The sequence below is a fragment of the Winslowiella sp. 2C04 genome, from assembly GCF_050037805.1.
GTDB classification, from domain to species: domain Bacteria; phylum Pseudomonadota; class Gammaproteobacteria; order Enterobacterales; family Enterobacteriaceae; genus Erwinia; species Erwinia toletana_A.
Map to the genome: position 1 here is coordinate 1,942,095 of NZ_CP188300.1, position 19,187 is coordinate 1,961,281.

Sequence of the window (19,187 nt, forward strand, 5' to 3'; positions counted from 1 at the left end):
ATAAGATTCAAGGCAAACAATAAGTTACAATTTAGGATTTGGCTGACATTCTCAGGAATATTCTTAAATAACATGATATTAAAAGTTAAAAAATTACGTTTATAAGGTTAAAAAAGTCAGTAAGTTGCAAGATTGACACTCTTTTAGATTAACTGATAAATATAATTGACGATAAACGGTTTTTTTATATCTTTACTGCTTGCGAGCGTTGTGTGGCGGGCAGTTAATAAATAAGACAATTACTCATTATCTGGAGAAAATGTGTTGCCACTGAATTGTGTAGAGGAACTTAAGGACCTGGCGGAAGACTTACCACGCTTCGCGCAGGCACTGGAGCAGTTAGCTCAGCTGTTAGGGCTGGAGTTATCCCAGCTTGAAGCCGATCATATTTCAGTGCGCTGCCATCAGAACACCACGGCAGAGCGCTGGAAAAGCGGCTTTATGCAGATTGGAGAGCTGTTCTCGGAGAATCAAATTAATGGCCGGGCGATCTGTCTGTTTGAGTTAAGAGAACCGTTAAAGATTGGCAGCTGGCAATTAAACGTTATTGAACTGCCGTGGCCCGGTAATAAGCTGTATCGCCATGAGGGCTGGGAGCATGTTGAAATTGTGCTGCGTGGCGATGTGAAGACGCTGGGCGCACGTGCGCTGGCGTTGCTGTCTGACGAAGGGTTAGCGCAACCCAATATTTCAATTAAATCCAGCTCTCCGCACGGGGAGGGTGAACGCCTGCCTAATCCCACGCTGGCGGTAACCGATGGCAAAATTACCATCAAGTTCCATCCCTGGAGCCTGAAGGAAATAGTTGCCAGCGAACAGCATGATTAAAGCGTACTGACTGCGCGCTCCATGCGGCTGATGGCTTCATTCAGCGTGGCGCGGGTACAGCCAAAGTTAAAGCGCACAAAGCCGTCATCGCCAAAATCACGTCCCGGAGAAAAACCGAGGCCGTGGTTTTCAAAAAACAGCGCCGGACTGGCGACCGGCAGTTGCTGCGCATTGATCCAGCCAAGATAGGTGCCTTCCGGCGAAGCCAGCGATAATCCTTCGATGGCATTGACGCGCTCAACCAACAGATCGCGATTGCCTCGCAGATAATCCAGTTGGGCATCAAGCCAGGGCTGCCCGTCGCGCCAGGCAGCTGTTGCCGCCACCCGCGCCAGAATATCGGTTTCCGGTACCATGCCTTTGCGCTGGCGATTAAAACGTTCACGCAGCGTTTTATTGGGGATAATGGCCAGTGACGCGCCCAATCCGGCGATGTTGAAGCTTTTTGACGGCGAGAGCAGCGTCACTGAACGTTGCGCCGCGTCTTCGCTAAGCGAAGCAAACGGAATATGCTGCACGCCAGGTTCGAGGATCAAATCGCAGTGAATCTCATCGGAACAGACAATTAAATCATGACGCTGTGCAAATGCCAGCTGTGCCTCCAGCTCATCCCGGCGATACACCGTGCCGCCAGGATTCTGCGGATTACACAACATCAGCAATTTCTCATTGCCTGAGAGCTGTGCGGCACCCGCTTCCAGATCCATCAGCCATCGGCCCTGTTCCAGCCGCAGTTGCAGATTCAGCTGGGAGCGCTCGGCCAGTTTTGCCGCCAGACGGAACGGCGGATAGATTGGGGTTGGCGCAATAGTGCCCTGGCTGGCGTCGGTAAAAGAACGTACGCAGAGGTTCAGTCCGCTGACGATACCCGGCAAAAACACCAGCCAGTCCGCTTCCACCTGCCAGCCATAGCGCTCAGCCATTCGTTGTATCACAATATTAATCAGTTCATGCGGTGTGTCGCCATAGCCAAATATACCGTGTGCGACGCGCTGCTGTAATGCGTCAATGATACAGTCCGGGGAGCGAAAGTCGCTGTCGGCGATCCATAATGGCAATACGTCACGATCGCCATATTTATGCCACTTAACGCTATCGCTGTGACGTCGGTCTATCCATTGATCAAAATTGAATGCCATGATGAAGATTCCCGTTAATATAACCAGCAAAAGCCAGCCTAACCGAGAATCTGAAAACCAGCCAGCAGTCATTAAACAGGAGGATGCGATGACGAAATTGGAAGTATGCTGCTACGGAGTGGATTGCGCGATAACCGCTCAGCAGGCCGGAGCGGATCGCATTGAACTCTGTGCCGCACCGAAAGAGGGAGGGCTGACGCCATCTTACGGCAGTCTTAAAGTGGCGCGTGAACAGTTGACCATCCCGGTTCATCCAATTGTGCGTCCTCGCGGCGGCGATTTCTGTTATTCCCTGGCGGAATTTAACGCGATGAAATCTGACGTGGTGGCCATTCGTGAGCTGGGTTTTCCCGGCGTAGTGATTGGCATGCTGGATGAAGACGCCCATATAGATATGGTGAAAATGCGCCAGATTATGGCGCTGTGCGGCGAGATGGCGGTGACCTTCCATCGCGCTTTCGACCTGTGCCACAGCCCGAAACGCGCGCTGGATGAGTTGACCGACCTGGGGGTTGCGCGCATTCTGACTTCGGGCCAGCAACAGAGTGCTGAAAGCGGAATTGCATTACTTAAGGAACTAACGCATATCAGTGAAGGTCCAATGATTATGGCGGGTGCTGGAGTCAGGCTTAGTAACCTGCAAAAGTTCCTCGACGTGGGCATTAAAGAGCTGCACAGCTCGGCCAGTCGTCTGGTGCCATCGCCAATGCGTTACCGGAAAGCGGGTGTTTCAATGTGTTCAGACGCCGAAACCGATGAATTCAGCCGTTATTGTGTCGACGGCGATGTGGTCGAAGCGATGAAGGGCATTATCAATATGAACGCCGTCCGGGTCGCCTGACAATCAAACCGATTTTTGCCGCGCAGCACGCCGTTACACAGGCGTGATGTTTGCAAGTACCAGGCCCCAGCATTTTGCTGGGGCTTTTTTTATGTCGCGAGTCTGGCTTCTTCAGCGAAAAAAACCGCTCTGCTGAAAGCGGTTATCGCTATACTTATAGCTTAATCATCAGGGAGTTCAGACGTCCGGAGAGCATAATGAACAGAACTATTCCAGCTTGTCTGAGCATCATCGCCTTGAGTGCGCCACTGAGTTTTAATGTCAGTGGCGCGGAGCCGTGCCCGGCTGATAGCAAGGCAGCAAATGACAGTAACAGCGTGATTATGTTGGGCGGCACCTCGAAAGGTGAAGTACGGCAGTTCGTGGTTGGCGAGTTTGGTAAAGATGTCGATCTGCAAAAGCGCCTGCTCGGGCAATTTGATCGCTGCGGTAATCTGACCGTTGCCGATATCAGCTATGACAAAAATGAAGGCAATGTGCAGCTAAAGATGGAGCAGCATATTGCGCGCGTGACCGATGGCTGGCAGGCAGAATACTCTTACTCGATAATGGTTCAGCAACAGGGTAAAGCTGTTGAAGTCAGTAATAAGCAGGGCATCATTAACTACAAGGTGGGAAAAAGGGGCAATATCACCAGCGCTACCGATATCTTTACCAGTATGGGTGAAAAAGGTTTTACCGAGACGACCTACAGCCACGATGACAATCTTCGTCTGCTGAAAAGCGTGGCGCGCGGCACCGATAATCTGACCAATGGCGAATATCATTATCAGTGGAACGATAAAGGGCAGGTATCAACCACTACCTCGGCGAAAAGCAAAGAGACATACACCTACGATAAACAGAATCGTGAGCTGCGGCTGCACAGTGTCACCACTACGCCAGCTGGCGTGATTACAGCAATTGATGAGTGCCAGTCATGGGATGATATCGGTAACTGTACGCTGAGTTATTCGCGTGAAACCGAAGTTATGGACAAATTAACCGTCAAACGTAACCTGAGCGCGGCGTATCGCTTTGAGTACTGGGATGAGGGAAACAAGTAGTGGTGTTTACTGCGTGCATGGTATAGCTGGTTAAGATTTGAACAGTAGGGGGGCGGTCGGGCTGGGGCTGTGTGTTTATCGGTTTTGCCGCAAAACTTGCGTTGTCGAAACGATAAAAATGAGGCCGGTATTATCCGGCCCAACTGATTTATGGCTTTCTGGCTACCAGTACCGCCCGCAGCGGGGCAGGATAACCTTCAACAGTTTTCGTTGCATCCTCAGGATCAAGAAATTCTGCCAGCGATTCACTGGTCATCCAGTCGGTTCTGCGCTGTTCATCGGTGCTGGTGACGGAGTAATCGACGACGCGGACATCTTCAAAACCACACTTCTCCAGCCAGTTTTTTAACGCGCCGGTCGACGGAATAAAGTAAACGTTTCGCATCTGCGCATAACGCTCGCCCGGTACCAGTACCGCCTGGTCATCACCCTCAATCACCAGCGTTTCCAGCACTAACTCACCACCGCTGACCAGCTGGTTTTTGAGCTGGAACAGATGATCCAGTGGCGACCGGCGATGATAGAGCACGCCCATCGAGAACACGGTATCAAAGGCTTTTAATTCTGGCAGCTGCTCGATACCCAGCGGCAACAGATGCGCACGTTGATCGTTACCGAGTAATTTTCGTACCGCTTCGAACTGGCAGAGAAACAGTTGCATCGGATCGATACCGACAACAAAATTCGCGCCGGCACCCAGCATACGCCACATGTGATAGCCGCTGCCGCAGCCAACATCCAGCACCGTGCGGCCAGCCAGCGGTGAAATATGCGGTAAGACCCGTTGCCATTTCCAGTCAGAGCGCCACTCGGTATCGATTTCGGTGCCATAGAGCGAGTAAGGGCCTTTGCGCCACGGCATCAGGTTGCGCAGCAATTTGTCGATACCGGCACGTTGACGGTCGGTAAGGTTGCTGGTGTCCGCGCTGACGCTGTGCAGCAAATCAAGGCGTTCCGGCTCCAGCAGCGGTAAATATTCCACTGCTTTATGCCAGTTTTTAAAATGGCCGTGCAGATTTTCCCGCTGCCAGCTGGCAATTTGCGCCGGCAGCGTTTCCAGCCATGGTGCCAGTGGGCCTTTAGCAATTAACTGATAAAAGTTACCGAAATCGATCATGCATCACTCGCTTTGACGGCAATCAGTGAGCCGAAGTTAAAACACTGGAACCACAGTTCCGCATGTTCGAAACCGGCGTTATGCAGACGCTGTTTATGGGTTTCGACGCTGTCGGTCAGCATAACGTTTTCCAGCATGCTGCGTTTCTGGCTGATTTCCAGCTCGCTGTAACCGTTGGCGCGTTTAAAATCATGATGCATATTAAACAGCAGCTCGCCAACCTGGTGATCTTCAAAGCTGAACTTTTCAGACAGCACCAGCGCGCCGCCAGGTTTCAGCCCCTGATAGATAGTATTCAGCAGTTGCTGACGCTCGTCAGGCTCAAGAAATTGCAGGGTGAAATTCAGTACCACCATTGAGGCATTTTCGATATTAATTGCGCGAATATCCGCTTCAATTACCTCTACCGGCGTGTCGGCACGGAAGGCGTCAATATGGCGACGGCAGCGTTCTACCATCGCAGGTGAGTTATCGACGGCAATAATCTGACAACCTTCGGCCTGAATATTACGGCGTACTGACAGAGTCGCGGCACCCAGTGAACAGCCAAGATCGTAAACCCGGCTGTGTGGCTGCACAAAGCGTTCGGCCAGCATGCCAATCATCGAAATGATATTGGAATAGCCTGGCACCGAGCGCTGAATCATATCAGGGAAAACTTCAGCTACGCGCTCATCAAAGGTCCAGTCACCAAGCTTTGCTATTGGCGCGGAGAAAAGCGTATCGCGGTTAGACATAACGGTAAATCCGGTGAACAACGGAAAGGGCGCTATTTTGGCAGAAAGCGGCGCGGGCTGCACCTTTTCTGCCATTTCAGGTCAATTATCGCAGAGTAAGAATCAGATCCCATGGCATAAACAGGAGATTACAGATAACCATGCCGATTAACGCCAGACCGGTTATCAGCATGCCATTACGACGCCAGTACATAATACTGTGATGCATTCCCCAGCCATGCATGGCGCGGCCCGCGAAGAAAAACAGCCCACACAGATGCAACATCCAGATATCTGCGCCGTTCATCTCCATCATTACCAGCAGTAACAGCGCAATGGGGATATTTTCCATTGCGTTACCGTGAATACGCATTGCGATTTGTAATTCATAGAATCCACCATCGCCATGTGCGACGCGATACTGACGGCGCAAACGGATCACATCAATGGACAATTTGATTAAAAACAGTGCCCCAAGCACGACATAAAGCGCGCTGACCATGCTGAACTCCAGTAAGGAAAAGTTGTTGCTGCGCACATCATAGCCGGGAATTGTAAAGGTGTCGCCGGACAACGCGGTAACAGTTTAGGGTTTCTTTAGTCAGCCGCTAAAATAACTGAGCCTGTTGTGGCCAGTCCGGGGCAGAGCCAATCTCAGGCATCGCCTGCTGCAGGTGTGGCCACAGGAACTGAATCAGCGTCAGCGCTTCGCCAATATCGGGAGTGTGAATAAACAGCCACGGCTGCCCTTGTTGGCGCCATGCGGGCAATTTTGCCAGCCATGCGGCGAAAAACGGCAGGTTAGCCGCGGGATCTTCGCCGCCGATAAAGCGTATCATCGGATTGCTGGCGGTCATTACCGCATGTGGCGGCACTTTGGGCTTTTTTCGCTGGGCATCAATGACTGCCGCCAACGATGAAGTTGACGCGTGCACCGGTCGACTGTCCAGAATCACCCGATTGACGCCGCGCTGATGTAATCCACGGTTAAACGCCTGTTCGGCCTCGCCTTTGGCAAAGAACGCCGGATGGCGCACTTCAACGCCATACTGAAACGCCTGCGGCAGTTTATCAAGAAATGCCCACAGCGCTGGCAGCTCATCCGGACCAAAAGCCGAAGGAAGTTGCAGCCAGTACTGACCAATACGCCGGGCGAGTGGATCGAGCGTGCGGAAAAACTCCTCGGTCAGGTCATCACAGCCGCGCAACGCCGCCTTATGGCTGATGGTGGAGGGAAATTTAAAACAGAAGCGGAAATCGTCATCGGTCATATCGCGCCAGCGCAGGACAATTTCCGGCTTAGGCAGCGCATACAGGGTAGTATTCCCTTCAACACAGTTAAAATAACGGGCGTAATCCGCCAGCGTGACGATTCCCAGCTTTTTCCACTGCGGATGCTGCCACTGCGGCAGACCGAGGTATAACGGTTTCATCTCCGTCTCCGAAATGTCAGGCAAAAGAGAGAGATTAGCGATAAAGCGCGCATCAGGCGACCATAAAGGTGTCGTGATGCGGCGAATTTTGTTAGTTTTTTCTGATAAACCCCGGTGTGCGAGCATCAATCGTTGAGATCTGGCGCGGTTGTGGCGCTCAGCTCTTATCGCACTGGCGATTTTACATTATAATGCCTGCCTTTTTCTGGGCAGCGTCTGCCCGACGTGTCTGGTAATTAGCTGATTATTGCCAGATGGGTACTATCAAAAGACGACTTAAATGCTGCGCGTGCAGCAGCGATGAAGTTAAAAGGATATCGTTATGCGTACTGAGTATTGCGGACAGATCAATCTGTCTCATGTAGGCCAGCAAGTGACACTGTGCGGTTGGGTCAATCGTCGCCGCGATTTGGGCAGTCTGATCTTTATTGATATGCGCGACCGTGAAGGCATCGTTCAGGTGTTCTTCGACCCAGACCGTCAGGATGCATTCAACCTGGCTTCTGAACTGCGTAACGAATTCTGCATTCAGATTACCGGCACCGTGCGTGCGCGTGATGAGAAGAATAAAAACAGCGATATGGCGACCGGTGAGATTGAAGTTTTCGCCACCGATTTAGTCATTATCAACCGCTCTGAGCCGCTGCCGCTGGATTCTAACCACGAAAACAGTGAAGAAGCGCGTCTGAAATATCGCTATCTCGATCTGCGTCGCCCGGATATGGCTAACCGACTGAAAGCGCGCGCGAAAATCACCAGCTTTGTGCGTCGCTTTATGGACGATAACGGTTTCCTCGATATCGAAACGCCCATGCTGACCAAAGCAACGCCAGAAGGCGCACGTGATTATCTGGTGCCAAGCCGGGTACATAAAGGCAAGTTCTATGCGCTGCCGCAGTCACCTCAGCTGTTTAAACAGCTGCTGATGATGTCCGGCTTTGACCGCTACTATCAGATTGTGAAATGTTTCCGTGACGAAGATCTGCGTGCCGATCGTCAGCCAGAATTTACCCAAATCGACGTCGAAACCTCCTTTATGACCGCGCCTCAGGTGCGTGAAGCGATGGAGCGTCTGGTACGCGAACTGTGGCTGGATGTTAAAGGCGTTGAGCTGGGTGATTTCCCGCAAATGACTTTTGCAGAAGCAATGCGCCGCTACGGTTCAGATAAGCCCGATCTGCGTAACCCGATGGAGCTGGTGGACGTTGCTGACCTGCTGAAAGCGGTTGAGTTTAAGGTGTTCTCCGGCCCGGCGAATGATGCCAAAGGTCGCGTAGCAGCGCTGCGCGTGCCGGGTGGCGCGACCCTGAGCCGCAAGCAGATCGACGAATATGGCAAATTTATTGAGATCTACGGTGCTAAAGGTCTGGCGTATATTAAGGTTAATGAGCGTGCTAATGGCCTGGAAGGTATTCAGAGCCCGATCGCTAAATTCCTTAACGCTGAGATCGTTGAAGCGATTCTGGCGCGCACCGGCGCTGCCGATGGCGATATGATTTTCTTTGGTGCGGATAGCGCTAAAGTGGTGACTGATGCGCTGGGCGCACTGCGTCTGAAACTCGGTCGCGATCTGAAAATCACTCAGGAAGGCAGCTGGGCACCGCTGTGGGTAATTGACTTCCCAATGTTTGAAGATGATGGTGAAGGCGGCCTGACGGCGATGCATCATCCGTTTACCGCGCCAAAAGATATGACGCCGGAACAGCTGAAAAATCTGCCGGAAACGGCGATTGCGAACGCCTACGATATGGTGATTAACGGTTATGAAGTGGGTGGCGGTTCCGTACGTATCCACAACAGCCAGATGCAGCAAACGGTGTTCAGCATTCTCGGTATTAACGAGCAGGAGCAGCGCGAGAAGTTCGGCTTCCTGCTGGATGCACTGAAGTACGGTACGCCGCCGCACGCCGGTCTGGCATTTGGTCTGGATCGCCTGGTGATGTTGTTGACCGGCACCGACAATATCCGTGATGTTATTGCCTTCCCGAAAACCACTGCAGCGGCTTGTCTGATGACCGAAGCACCAAGTTTCGCCAACCCGGCTGGGCTGGAAGAGTTGGGCATTCAGGTGGTGAAGAAGGAAAAGCCTGAGAGCAACTGATATGGCATATAAGCAGCCCGTCTCGGTGTTGGTGGTGATCTTCGCCCGCGACACCCGGCGGGTGCTGATGCTACAGCGGCGTGACGATGCGGCGTTCTGGCAATCGGTTACCGGCAGCCTTGAACAGGATGAAATGCCGGTGCAAACCGCGCTGCGCGAAGTGCAGGAAGAAGTGGCAATTGATATCAACGCTGAACAGCTCACATTGGTTGACTGCCAGCGCCAGATAGAATTCGAAATCTTTCCGCACTTTCGCCATCGCTATGCGCCGGATGTGACCCACTGCCGCGAGCACTGGTTCACGCTGGCGCTGCCGACGGAACGGGAAGTGGCGATTAGCGAGCATCTGGCTTTTCAGTGGCTCGAAGCCTGCGACGCCGCGCTGCTGACCAAGTCCTGGAGTAATCGCCAGGCGATAGAAGAATTTGTGATTTAAGTTTTGTTTCGAGGAGAAAGCGAAAAATGGCAGGCCATAGTAAATGGGCGAACACTAAACATCGCAAAGCGGCACAGGATGCCAAACGCGGTAAAATCTTCACCAAGATCATCCGTGAGCTGGTGACTGCCGCTAAGCTTGGCGGTGGCGATCCGGACTCCAACCCACGTTTGCGTGCGGCAATGGATAAAGCGCTGTCTAACAACATGACGCGCGATACCATGAACCGTGCGGTAGCGCGTGGTGTCGGTGGTGATGATGACAGCAACATGGAAACCATCATCTACGAAGGCTACGGCCCTGGCGGCACTGCCGTGATGGTTGAGTGTCTGAGTGATAATCGTAATCGTACCGTATCTGAAGTGCGTCACGCCTTCACCAAAACTGGCGGCAACCTCGGAACCGACGGTTCCGTGGCGTATCTGTTCACCAAAAAAGGGGTGATCACCTTCGCACCTGGCCTGGATGAAGATACCGTGATGGACGCTGCGCTGGAAGCCGGTGCTGACGACGTAGTGACTTACGATGACGGCGCAATTGACGTCTTCACCGCCTGGGAATCGCTGGGCGCGGTGAAAGATGCGCTGGAAGCCGCCGGTCTGACGGCAGATTCTGCTGAAGTCTCCATGATCCCTTCGACCAAGGCCGATATGGATGAAGAGACCGCGCCGAAACTGCTGCGCCTGATTGATATGCTGGAAGACTGCGACGACGTGCAGGAAGTTTACCATAACGGTGAAATTTCTGATGAGGTGGCGGCTACGCTGTAATGGCGTTGACTGGCATGTTACTGCACACCACCGGAGGCGCGTGATGGCAATTATTCTGGGTATTGACCCTGGCTCACGCGTGACCGGTTACGGTGTGATTCGACAGGTGGGGCGGCAGCTGACTTATCTCGGTAGCGGCTGTATTCGTACTAACGTTACCGATCTGCCGTCGCGCCTGAAGCTGATTTACGCGGGCGTCAGCGAAATTATTACGCAGTTTCAGCCGGAGTATTTCGCCATTGAGCAGGTATTTATGGCGAAAAATGCGGATTCAGCCCTGAAACTGGGACAGGCACGCGGAGCCGCGATAGTCGCGGCGGTAAACCAGGATTTACCGGTGTTTGAATATGCCGCGCGTCAGGTGAAACAGACGGTGGTCGGTATCGGCAGCGCCGAGAAAAGTCAGGTGCAGCATATGGTGCGCACCTTACTTAAACTGGCGGCTAATCCACAGTCCGATGCCGCCGATGCACTGGCAATTGCTATCACCCACTGTCACGTCAGTCAGAACGCCAGCAGGCTGAGTGAAACTCGATTGCAGCTGACACGCGGGCGTCTGCGTCCCTGACAGGCTGGATATTCATCCAGCCTTTTTTATGTTATAAACAGCCATATTCCCTCATTATCCAAAGGAAGCAAACGTGATAGGTCGTCTGAGAGGCATTATTCTTGAGAAACAGCCGCCGCAGGTATTAATTGAAGCCAGCGGCGTGGGTTATGAAGTGCATATGCCGATGACCTGTTTTTATGAGCTTCCTGAACTGAACCACGAAGCGATTATCTTCACCCAGTTTGTGGTGCGTGAAGATGCGCAGCTGCTGTTTGGTTTTAACAGCAAGCAAGAGCGAGCGCTGTTTCGCGAGCTGATCAAAGTTAACGGCGTCGGGCCAAAACTGGCGCTGGCAATCCTGTCCGGTATGTCGGCGCAGCAGTTTGTGACCGCTGTCGAACGCGAAGAGATTGCCGCGCTGGTGAAGTTGCCGGGTGTCGGCAAGAAAACCGCCGAACGCCTGGTGGTGGAAATGAAGGATCGCTTTAAAGGTATGCATGGCGATCTGTTCTCTGCGGATTCGACCTTCGCGCTGACCAGTGAAAGCCCGGCACCTGCTGCTAATGATGCAGAGGGTGAGGCGGTCTCTGCACTGGTCGCCCTTGGCTACAAACCGCAGGAAGCCAGCAAAATGATCAGTAAAGTAGGCCGTGCTGGTGCCGACTGTGAAACGCTGATCCGTGAAGCCCTGCGCGCAGCTATTTGAGGTAAAGCATGATTGAAGCCGATCGTCTGGTATCGCCGGGCGCTATCACCGAAGAAGAGGTGATTGACCGCGCCATCCGTCCTAAGCTGCTGGCAGAGTATGTTGGTCAGCCGCAGGTGCGCGAGCAGATGGAGATCTTTATTAAAGCGGCGAAAATGCGTGGTGATGCGCTGGATCACCTGCTGATTTTTGGCCCGCCAGGGCTGGGAAAAACTACGCTGGCGAATATTGTCGCTAATGAGATGGGGGTGAATCTGCGTACCACCTCCGGTCCGGTATTGGAAAAAGCCGGGGATCTGGCGGCAATGCTGACCAACCTCGAACCCCACGACGTGCTGTTTATCGATGAAATTCACCGGTTATCGCCGGTGGTTGAAGAGGTGCTTTATCCGGCGATGGAAGATTATCAGCTGGATATTATGATCGGCGAAGGCCCGGCGGCCCGCTCAATTAAACTCGATCTCCCTCCCTTTACCCTGATTGGTGCGACTACCCGCGCCGGTTCACTGACGTCACCACTGCGCGACCGCTTCGGCATAGTGCAGCGCCTGGAGTTTTACCGGGTTGAGGATTTACAGCATATCGTCGGACGCAGCGCCGCCTGTCTTGGGCTGGATCTCAGCGCTGAGGGGGCACTGGAAATTGCCCGGCGTGCGCGTGGAACGCCGCGTATCGCCAACCGCCTGTTGCGTCGCGTACGCGACTTCTCAGAAGTGCGTGCCAATGGCGAGTTAAGTGGTGACGTAGCCGCTAAAGCGCTGGATATGCTGAATGTCGATACCGAAGGGTTCGACTATATGGACCGGAAATTACTGCTGGCGATCATTGATAAATTCACCGGCGGCCCGGTAGGGCTGGATAACCTGGCGGCGGCAATTGGTGAAGAGCGTGAAACCATTGAGGACGTGCTGGAACCCTATCTGATTCAACAGGGCTTTATTCAACGCACTCCGCGTGGTCGTATTGCCACCCAGCATGCTTATAAACACTTTGGTATTACCCGCGAATAATTTTACGGGCGGCGAGAATGTTCAGCCGCCCGCAGATAAACGCCGACTACACGGCCGGCTTCTTCACCATACTCAGCACAAACATTGCTGCTGCACACAGCACTACTGACGGACCGGCTGGCGTGTCATAAAACGCCGAGAAGGTCAGGCCACCGGTTACCGCCATAACGCCAATTGCCACGGCTACGGCCGCCATTTGTTCGGGCGAGCGGGCAAAACGACGCGCGGTTGCCGCCGGAATAATCAGCAGCGAGGTGATGATCAGCGCACCAACGAACTTCATTGAGACGCCAATGGTCAGTGCGGTTACCAACATCAGCAGCAGTTTGGTGCGCTGAATATTCACACCGTCTACCTGCGCCATTTCCGGACTGATGGTGATCGACAGCAGCGCGCGCCACTGCCAGGCAAGAATCGCCAGCACCAACGCCACCCCGGCAGCAATGGCGATCAGATCGACCGGCGTAACTGACAGCAGATCGCCAAACAGGTAAGCCATTAAATCAACCCGCACATTAGACATCAGGCTGACGACCACCAGACCCAGCGACAGCGCGCTGTGCGCCATGATCCCCAGCAGGGTGTCTATCGCCAGATGCGGACGACGTTCCAGCCATACCAGCCCGAGCGACAGCAGCAGGGTGACGGCAATAACGGCATAAAAAGGATTGATATTCAGCAGCAGGCCAAAGGCCACCCCCAGCAGGGAAGCGTGTGCCAGCGTATCACCAAAATAAGACATCCGACGCCAGACAACAAATGAGCCAAGCGGGCCAGCAGCCAGTGCCAGCATGATGCCGCCCAACCAGCCAGGCAGTAACAGTTCAATCATGACGGGCCCTGTCCTTTACGCAGAATAATGCGTCCCTGAAGATCGTGACGATGATTATGGTGATGGCGATAAATAGCCAGCTGCTCGGCTCCGCGCGGGCCAAACATCGAAATAAACTCCGGATGCTGCGACACCACTTCCGGCGTGCCGGAACAGCAGATATGGTGATTCAGGCACAGTACCTCATCGGTTTTCGCCATCACCAGATGCAGATCGTGTGAAACCATCAGCACGCCGCAGTTAAGCTCGCGGCGCAGCTGATCGATCAGATCATACAGCGCGACCTGGCCGTTAACGTCAACACCCTGGGTGGGTTCGTCCAGCACCAATAATTGCGGATTATTCAGTAGCGCCCGCGCCAGCAGTACGCGCTGAGTTTCACCGCCGGAGAGTTTTTGCAGTGGGTATTCGAGTAAATGCCCGGCCTGTACCCGCTTCAGGGCTGGCAGAATATCGGCTTTTTTGACCGTCGGACGCAGCCGCATAAAGCGATCAACCGTCAGAGGCAGCGTGGAGTCGAGGTGCAGTTTTTGCGGCACATAGCCAATGCGCAAACCGTTGGGTCTGTCCAGTTTGCCTGAACCAGGGGCAATAAGCCCCAGCACTACGCGTACCAGCGTAGATTTTCCGGCACCGTTTGGGCCAAGCAGCGTCAGAATGCGTCCGGGTTCCAGCTTAAGTGAAACATCAGACAGCACGCGACGTTGACCAAAGGTCACCGAGATGTTTTCCAGCGTTACAAGTGAGGACATTATCGATTACAGGTTGCAGAAGATATCGAATGTTATAATATCACACTACTTCCGCTAACCACGATGGATTGACGCATTATGTTACACAATAAAAACCGCTTTATGACTGCCCTGTTGACCCTGGGTTTTACCGCTTCGCTTGCTATGCCTGCCTCGGCTGCGGTAGTGGCCTCGATTAAGCCACTTGGTTTTATCGCAGCGGCGATTGCCGACGGTGTTACGCCGGTCGAAGTGCTGCTGCCTGATGGTGCATCAGAGCATGACTACGCACTGCGTCCATCCGACGTCAAACGCTTGCAGAGCGCGGATCTTGTGGTGTGGGTCGGCCCTGAAATGGAAGCTTTTTTAACCAAATCCGCCAGCGGTTTACCGGCGAAAAAGAACCTCGAGCTGGCTGCTTTAACCGGGGTTAAACCGCTGCTGATTCGCGGTGCTGAAGACGATGAACATCATGAAGATGGCCATGCAGACCATGATGAAGAGGGGCACGATCACCATCATCACGGTGAATATAATATGCACCTCTGGTTATCCCCAGAAATAGCAAGGCAATCTGCGGTTGCAATCCACCAAAAATTATTGGAACTTATGCCGCAAAGCAAGGACAAACTAGACGCCAACCTACAGAACTTTGAGGTTAGCCTGGCGAAATTTGACCAGCAGATTAGTTCCGAGCTTGCGCCAGTGAAGGGGAAGGGATATTTCGTTTTTCATGATGCTTACAGCTACTTTGAAAAACACTACGGGCTGTCGCCTTTAGGGCATTTTACCGTGAATCCTGAGATCCAGCCTGGTGCCCAGCGATTACATCAAATACGAACACAGTTGGTTGAGCAGAAAGCCGTTTGCGTTTTCGCTGAACCACAATTCAGGCCGGCCGTCATCGATGCCGTCGCCCGCGGAACTTCTGTGCGAAAAGGCACCTTAGATCCGTTGGGGATGGGTATCAGCTTAACTAAAGACAGCTATGTGAAATTCCTCTCACAGCTGTCGAGCCAGTATGTGAGCTGCCTGAAAGGAGCATAGAGGAATAGTAAATAGTGCAGCAGATAGCCCGCTCTGTCGCCATGGCGTTCAACAACTTACCACGTCCCCACCGCATCATGCTGGGGTCGCTTACTGTCGTTACACTGGCCGTCGCTGTCTGGCGGCCTTACGTTTATCATCCCGGCGAAAACCCGATCGTTAAGCATATTGAACTGGAAAAAAGCGAGCTGCGTACCTTGCTGCCGGAAGCCAGTGAACCGATCGATCAGCCGACTCCGGCCCCGGAAGAAGATATTCCCAAAGACGAAATCGATGAAGATGTTCAGAATGAGTCGGGCACTCACGATTATACCGTCTCTACAGGCGACACCCTGAGCAGTATCCTTAATCAGTACGGTATTGATATGTCTGATATCAACCAGCTGGCTAAAGCGGATAAAGACCTGCGTAATCTGAAAATCGGCCAGCAAATTTCCTGGACTCTGACTGACGATGGTCAGCTACAGCGTATGACCTGGGAAATGTCGCGCCGTGAAACCCGTACCTATGATCGCTCCGGCAATGGTTTTAAAGCCACCAGCGAAATGCAGCAGGGCGAATGGAAAAACAGCGTGCTCAGCGGCACGGTGAACGGCAGCTTTGTCAGCAGCGCGCGTAAAGCCGGGCTGAGCAGCGGCGAAGCCAGTGCGGTGATCAAGGCAATGCAGTGGCAAATGGATTTCCGCAAACTGCGCAGCGGTGACAAATTCTCGGTATTGATGTCACGCGAAATGATGGATGGCAAAAGTGAACAGAGCCATCTGTTAGGCGTTCGATTGAATACCGGCGGCAAAGACTACTACGCGATTCGTGCCGAAGACGGTAAATTCTACGATCGCAGCGGTTCTGGCCTGGCGCGTGGCTTTATGCGTTTCCCAACCGTTAAGCAGTATCGCGTCTCCTCAAACTTTAATCCACGTCGCCTTAATCCGGTGACCGGCCGTATTGCTCCGCATAAGGGCGTCGATTTTGCCCTTCCGGTCGGTACGCCAGTGCTGGCGGTGGGTGATGGTGAAGTGGTGGTGGCGAAGCGCAGCGGTGGGGCCGGTAACTATGTGGCAATCCGCCACGGTCGTCAGTATATGACGCGCTATATGCACCTGAAAAAACTGCTGGTCAAGCCAGGCGACAAGGTGAAGCGTGGCGATCGTATTGCGCTCTCCGGCAACACGGGGCGTTCAACCGGTCCGCACCTGCATTATGAAATCTGGATTAATAACCAGGCCGTTAACCCACTAACGGCAAAACTGCCGCGCTCTGAAGGACTGACAGGTAAGGATCGCAGAGATTATCTGGCGCAGGTCAAAGAGGTGGTTCCGCAGCTGAGACTGAACTAAGTCCGGCATGCAGTAAAAAACCGACGGCGCGGGCTGTCGGTTTTTTTTCGTCTGTGTTCGGGAATGATTGCAAATTTGCCTGTCAGCACTATCATTAGCCGGTTATTGTTTGAGGCGAGTGCATGGAAAACAGAAAAAAAAGTAGTGTTGAATTTATTCCCGTCTTTCAAAAGGCTTTCCTTAAACCGAAATACTGGGGTGTCTGGCTGGCAATAGGTGCTTGTGCCGGTATGGCGATGCTGCCTGCGCGCGTCCGTGACCCTATTTTAGGTGGGCTGGGGCGCACCGCCGGTAAGTTTGCCCGCAGTGCGCGCCGTCGTGCGCAAATCAATCTGTTTTACTGCCTGCCAGAGCTGCCAGAACAGCAGCGTGAAGCGATTATTGACCAGATGTTTGCGGTGGCGCCGCAGTCGATGGTAATGATGGCCGAGCTGGCGCTGCGCAAGCCAGAACATGTGCGTGAGCGCGTTGAGTGGCACGGCAAAGAGATTATTGAGGGCTTGCGTGCTGAACAGCAGAACGTAATTTTCCTCGTGCCACATGGCTGGGCGGTCGATATTCCGGCGATGTTGATGGCGTCAGAAGGCCAGAAAATGGCCGCGATGTTCCACAACCAGCGCAATGAGCTGGTTGATTATATGTGGAATGCGGTACGCCGCCGCTTTGGTGGCCGGATGCATGCCCGTAATGACGGCATCAAGCCGTTTATCAGTTCAGTGCGTCAGGGCTACTGGGGCTACTACTTGCCCGATCAGGATCACGGCGCGGAACACAGTGAATTTGTCGATTTCTTTGCCACCTATAAGGCAACGCTGCCGGCGATAGGCCGTCTGATGAAAGTGTGCCGGGCGAAAGTCGTGCCGCTGTTCCCGGTTTATGACAGCAAAACGCATAAGCTGCATGTGCATATCCGTCCGCCAATGGATGATTTGCTTGAGGCGGATGATAAAACGCTGGCGCGTCGGATGAATGAAGAGGTCGAAATTTTCGTCCGGCCAAATCCGGAGCAGTACACCTGGATTCTTAAACTGCTAAAAACCCGTAAAGAGGGTGAGCAGGAGCCGTATCAACGCGACGAGCTTTTCCCGAAGAAATAAGCCACCGGGAAGTTGTTTGCGGCTGATGCCGGGTGTCGGAAGGTCGGTTTGCTTATCAATCCTGTGCAGATTGATAAGCAAGCTGTTGGCACAAAGACGCTCAATAGATCGTCCGGAAACCTTACACCTGTTTCCAGTGATGGATGGCGACGTTTTGCGCATCTTTAAAGCCTGAAGAGCGAATACCGGTAATCTCTTTTTCCCAAAGCGGATTTAACGGCACATAGTAGCCCGCATTTTTTGCAACCTGCACCAGCGTTTTTAACTCATCTACGTTTCTTATCACACAGATCTCATCGAACTGATCCAGTGGTTCAGGCAGGGTAAAGGCCGCAGGAAAGTTTGCCTCCATATCCGTCGCAGGATTGCCAGTGTCGGTGCTATGGTGCACTACGGCTTCACCTTTACCGACCAGCCGCTGATTAATTTCGGGGATCATAGTGAGGATGCGTGAAGAAGCATTACCAAACTGTTTATCTTCTGGCTCATAAAACATACCGGGATGGGTATAAGCTGCCTTTAAGGGTTCGGCAAGGTCTGCAGGGGAAGTTCGATAGTTATCAACTCTGGTCTTGAAAACGACATGTGAGACGTCGTGTAGCGATAACATATCCTGTGCACCGAAATCCTCGGTTAAAGGGGCAATTAAAAAAATGTCGTAATCGGCTGTCAGTGGTTTTTTATTTTCTCCCGGTGGGGCGAGCACTTCAACCGGCATACCTTCATGACTGACCAGGTACATTCCTGGCTCTTTATCAGAGAGGGCTAACTCAAATTTATGTACAACACCTTTTGGCGTGCTGGCTTCTAATTCAACAGGATGACGGCGTGCATCATATTTTACGTTATCGACAACATTATTTTCGATAAGCACATTGAGACGCGCCAGGGTCAATTCTAATGGGATCCGCCGGGCGTAACCTTCGGCCACACAACACGCTACTTGCTGATTAAATTTCCTCAGCTTTTCCTCTGACTGATCGGCCAGCTTACTTAACTCTTGCTTTGCACAGATGAAAGCCGCTTGCGGGCCCCAGTTTGCGCTTTTTCCTTTTATATGGAATCCTTTCGTTGGGTGCCCATTCTCAATCAAATCTGTTGCCATCACATCAACCGGGCGAATACCGATAATACAATTTTTCTCTTGCGCCAGCGTTTGCAATTTAATGAGATGATCTGCCACAACGCCGATCCCTTCCTTTTGGCAGAGTTCCTTAACTTCAGCCAGTCGTTCTTCCTCGTTTTTGGGCTGTGACTCAGCTGAAGATGCCGGGTGTATGGATTCCGCAGACACGGGGCGTTGCGAATTTGACACGCTTAATGTCATATATCTCCCTGGTGAAATCGATGTGGCATGTGAAATGGCACAATAATTGACGCAAAAGAAGTCCTTTTCTTTCGGTTTTCCAGGAAAACTACTGTTTATGCATCTTCGGTAATCAGTTTTAGC

Annotated in this window: 20 protein-coding genes; 12 read left to right on the plus strand and 8 right to left on the minus strand. The window is 52.7% G+C overall.

Translation table 11 applies throughout. The features are described from left to right. Positions 1–261: 261 nt before the first annotated feature. A complete protein-coding gene (locus ACP3TC_RS08620) occupies positions 262–828 on the plus strand; it encodes a VOC family protein (RefSeq protein WP_426818023.1) in 567 nt (188 codons plus the stop codon). Here ACP3TC_RS08620 and ACP3TC_RS08625 read toward each other — a convergent pair. After that, positions 825–1,967 carry a MalY/PatB family protein gene (locus ACP3TC_RS08625; RefSeq protein WP_426818024.1) on the minus strand — a complete coding sequence of 381 codons (1,143 nt, stop codon included), beginning with the start codon at positions 1,965–1,967 and terminating at the stop codon, positions 825–827. The two genes, ACP3TC_RS08620 and ACP3TC_RS08625, sit on opposite strands and share 4 nt — an antisense overlap. A gap of 88 nt (positions 1,968–2,055) precedes the next feature. Between ACP3TC_RS08625 and cutC the strand changes: the two genes are divergently transcribed. Further along, complete coding sequence (cutC, locus tag ACP3TC_RS08630) at positions 2,056–2,808, plus strand: copper homeostasis protein CutC (protein WP_313852388.1); 753 nt, start codon at positions 2,056–2,058, stop codon at positions 2,806–2,808. A gap of 197 nt (positions 2,809–3,005) precedes the next feature. Then, complete coding sequence (locus ACP3TC_RS08635; protein WP_426818025.1) at positions 3,006–3,854, plus strand: hypothetical protein; 849 nt, start codon at positions 3,006–3,008, stop codon at positions 3,852–3,854. A 148-nt stretch (positions 3,855–4,002) separates the two neighbouring features. Here the strand turns inward: ACP3TC_RS08635 and cmoB are convergent, their stop codons facing one another. The 4 genes from cmoB to ACP3TC_RS08655 all read right to left on the minus strand — a co-directional run bounded on the left by cmoB (position 4,003) and on the right by ACP3TC_RS08655 (position 7,120). Continuing rightward, entirely contained in the window at positions 4,003–4,971 is a 969-nt protein-coding gene (gene cmoB / locus ACP3TC_RS08640; protein ID WP_313852385.1) for a tRNA 5-methoxyuridine(34)/uridine 5-oxyacetic acid(34) synthase CmoB, read from the minus strand. Next, positions 4,968–5,708, minus strand: coding sequence for a carboxy-S-adenosyl-L-methionine synthase CmoA (cmoA, locus tag ACP3TC_RS08645; RefSeq protein WP_313852383.1), 741 nt, complete (start codon positions 5,706–5,708; stop codon positions 4,968–4,970). Before cmoA ends, cmoB begins: the two co-directional genes overlap by 4 nt. 85 nt (positions 5,709–5,793) lie before the next feature. Then, positions 5,794–6,189, minus strand: coding sequence for an MAPEG family protein (locus tag ACP3TC_RS08650; RefSeq protein ID WP_313852381.1), 396 nt, complete (start codon positions 6,187–6,189; stop codon positions 5,794–5,796). Positions 6,190–6,295: 106 nt separating this feature from the next. Then, positions 6,296–7,120 (minus strand): DUF72 domain-containing protein, encoded by an 825-nt coding sequence (locus ACP3TC_RS08655; protein ID WP_313852380.1) that lies wholly within the window; start codon positions 7,118–7,120, stop codon positions 6,296–6,298. Between the two features lie 322 nt (positions 7,121–7,442). Between ACP3TC_RS08655 and aspS the strand changes: the two genes are divergently transcribed. From aspS to ruvB, 6 genes are all read left to right on the plus strand, one after another. Then, the gene (gene aspS, locus ACP3TC_RS08660) at positions 7,443–9,221 is read left to right on the plus strand and encodes an aspartate--tRNA ligase (RefSeq protein ID WP_426818026.1); all 1,779 of its coding nucleotides are present in this window, start codon (positions 7,443–7,445) and stop codon (positions 9,219–9,221) included. Between the two features lies 1 nt (position 9,222). Next, positions 9,223–9,657, plus strand: a complete 435-nt coding sequence (gene nudB, locus ACP3TC_RS08665; protein WP_313852378.1) for a dihydroneopterin triphosphate diphosphatase — start codon at positions 9,223–9,225, stop codon at positions 9,655–9,657. Between the two features lie 26 nt (positions 9,658–9,683). Next, on the plus strand, positions 9,684–10,427 hold the full coding sequence (locus tag ACP3TC_RS08670) for a YebC/PmpR family DNA-binding transcriptional regulator (RefSeq protein WP_313852376.1): 744 nt from the start codon (positions 9,684–9,686) through the stop codon (positions 10,425–10,427). A gap of 43 nt (positions 10,428–10,470) precedes the next feature. Next, positions 10,471–10,995, plus strand: a complete 525-nt coding sequence (gene ruvC, locus ACP3TC_RS08675; protein ID WP_313852375.1) for a crossover junction endodeoxyribonuclease RuvC — start codon at positions 10,471–10,473, stop codon at positions 10,993–10,995. Between the two features lie 73 nt (positions 10,996–11,068). Then, positions 11,069–11,683, plus strand: coding sequence for a Holliday junction branch migration protein RuvA (ruvA, locus tag ACP3TC_RS08680; protein ID WP_426818027.1), 615 nt, complete (start codon positions 11,069–11,071; stop codon positions 11,681–11,683). An 8-nt stretch (positions 11,684–11,691) separates the two neighbouring features. Then, on the plus strand, positions 11,692–12,693 hold the full coding sequence (gene ruvB, locus ACP3TC_RS08685) for a Holliday junction branch migration DNA helicase RuvB (protein ID WP_313852371.1): 1,002 nt from the start codon (positions 11,692–11,694) through the stop codon (positions 12,691–12,693). A 46-nt stretch (positions 12,694–12,739) separates the two neighbouring features. Here ruvB and znuB read toward each other — a convergent pair whose 3' ends face one another. Next, positions 12,740–13,525, minus strand: coding sequence for a zinc ABC transporter permease subunit ZnuB (znuB, locus tag ACP3TC_RS08690; RefSeq protein WP_313852369.1), 786 nt, complete (start codon positions 13,523–13,525; stop codon positions 12,740–12,742). Beyond that, on the minus strand, positions 13,522–14,277 hold the full coding sequence (znuC, locus tag ACP3TC_RS08695) for a zinc ABC transporter ATP-binding protein ZnuC (protein WP_313852366.1): 756 nt from the start codon (positions 14,275–14,277) through the stop codon (positions 13,522–13,524). The genes znuB and znuC overlap by 4 nt, the downstream gene beginning before the upstream one ends. 78 nt (positions 14,278–14,355) lie before the next feature. Between znuC and znuA the strand changes: the two genes are divergently transcribed. The 3 genes from znuA (at position 14,356) to lpxM (ending at position 17,737) form a co-directional block, all read left to right on the plus strand. Continuing rightward, complete coding sequence (gene znuA, locus ACP3TC_RS08700) at positions 14,356–15,303, plus strand: zinc ABC transporter substrate-binding protein ZnuA (protein WP_313852365.1); 948 nt, start codon at positions 14,356–14,358, stop codon at positions 15,301–15,303. Positions 15,304–15,317: 14 nt separating this feature from the next. Further along, positions 15,318–16,640: a murein DD-endopeptidase MepM gene (mepM, locus tag ACP3TC_RS08705; protein ID WP_313852363.1), complete on the plus strand. Its 1,323-nt coding sequence runs from the start codon at positions 15,318–15,320 to the stop codon at positions 16,638–16,640. 122 nt (positions 16,641–16,762) lie between these two features. Beyond that, positions 16,763–17,737: a lauroyl-Kdo(2)-lipid IV(A) myristoyltransferase gene (gene lpxM, locus ACP3TC_RS08710; protein WP_426818028.1), complete on the plus strand. Its 975-nt coding sequence runs from the start codon at positions 16,763–16,765 to the stop codon at positions 17,735–17,737. Positions 17,738–17,858: 121 nt separating this feature from the next. On the opposite strand, the gene ACP3TC_RS08715 is transcribed toward lpxM, so the two are convergent. Beyond that, entirely contained in the window at positions 17,859–19,064 is a 1,206-nt protein-coding gene (locus ACP3TC_RS08715) for an anthrax toxin-like adenylyl cyclase domain-containing protein (protein WP_426818029.1), read from the minus strand. Between the last annotated feature and the right edge of the window lie 123 nt (positions 19,065–19,187).